Genomic DNA, 1,646 nt, shown 5'->3' on the forward strand with positions numbered 1-1,646 from the left:
TTGGGGTGAAGTCGTAACAAGGTAGCCGTATCGGAAGGTGCGGCTGGATCACCTCCTTTCTAAGGAAAAAGCGTTCTTGTTTCGCTCAGTTTTGAGAGAGCAATTCTCTCATATAATATGAAACAAATTAGAAGCGATCTATTTGGAGAGCTTATCATTTGTTTTTCGTTCTTTGAAAACTAGATAACAATATTAAGGCAAAAATGATTTGCGTCATTTTATACCGCATCGAGTAATAAAGTTAAGTTTTATGTTTTATGGCTTGATAAAGCAAAACTTCTCTAAAGCACTATGCTTTCGGAGAAGCGAGTTATTCGAGGAAACGAGTGAGGGAAGACCGGAGCGCACTTAGCGTGCGTGAGGATCTGAGCGAGCGAAGTTGACGAAGAAGAACGAAGCTTATCATCAGCCGAATGGTTAAGTTAGAAAGGGCGCACGGTGAATGCCTTGGCACTAGGAGCCGATGAAGGACGGGACTAACACCGATATGCTTCGGGGAGCTGTAAGTAAGCTTTGATCCGGAGATTTCCGAATGGGGAAACCCACTGTTCGTAATGGAACAGTATCTCAGCCTGAATTCATAGGGCTTTGAAGGCAGACCCGGGGAACTGAAACATCTAAGTACCCGGAGGAAGAGAAAGCAAATGCGATTTCCTGAGTAGCGGCGAGCGAAACGGAATATAGCCCAAACCAAAAGGCTTGCCTTTTGGGGTTGTAGGACACTCTATACGGAGTTACAAAGGAACGGGGTAGATGAAGAGACCTGGAAAGGTCCGTCGAAGAAGGTAACAACCCTGTAGTCGAAACTTCGTTCCCTCCAGAGTGGATCCTGAGTACGGCGGGACACGAGAAATCCCGTCGGAAGCAGGGAGGACCATCTCCCAAGGCTAAATACTACCTAGTGACCGATAGTGAACCAGTACCGTGAGGGAAAGGTGAAAAGCACCCCGGAAGGGGAGTGAAAGAGATCCTGAAACCGTGTGCCTACAAGTAGTCAGAGCCCTATGTCTTTCTTCTGAAAGAAACGGGTGATGGCGTGCCTTTTGTAGAATGAACCGGCGAGTTACGATTTCATGCAAGGTTAAGTTGATGAGACGGAGCCGCAGCGAAAGCGAGTCTGAATAGGGCGAATGAGTATGAGGTCGTAGACCCGAAACCAGGTGATCTACCCATGTCCAGGGTGAAGTTCAGGTAACACTGAATGGAGGCCCGAACCCACGCACGTTGAAAAGTGCGGGGATGAGGTGTGGGTAGCGGAGAAATTCCAATCGAACCTGGAGATAGCTGGTTCTCTCCGAAATAGCTTTAGGGCTAGCCTCAAGTGTGAGAGTCTTGGAGGTAGAGCACTGATTGGACTAGGGGCCCCCATCGGGTTACCGAATTCAGTCAAACTCCGAATGCCAATGACTTATCCTTGGGAGTCAGACTGCGAGTGATAAGATCCGTAGTCAAAAGGGAAACAGCCCAGACCACCAGCTAAGGTCCCAAAGTATACGTTAAGTGGAAAAGGATGTGGAGTTGCTTAGACAACCAGGATGTTGGCTTAGAAGCAGCCACCATTTAAAGAGTGCGTAATAGCTCACTGGTCGAGTGACTCTGCGCCGAAAATGTACCGGGGCTAAACGTATCACCGAAGCTGTGGGTGG

2 rRNA genes are annotated in these 1,646 nt (G+C 48.2%); both read left to right on the forward strand.

Going from position 1 to position 1,646, the window contains the following annotated elements:
- Nucleotides 1–59 (forward strand): 16S ribosomal RNA (locus JOC77_RS21035); the annotation flags it as partial.
- Nucleotides 60–415: 356 nt separating this feature from the next.
- Nucleotides 416–1,646: ribosomal RNA gene (locus JOC77_RS21040) — 23S ribosomal RNA — on the forward strand; the annotation flags it as partial.

The organism is Peribacillus deserti, from assembly GCF_016909175.1.
Taxonomy (GTDB): Bacteria; Bacillota; Bacilli; order Bacillales; family DSM-1321; genus Paraperibacillus; species Paraperibacillus deserti.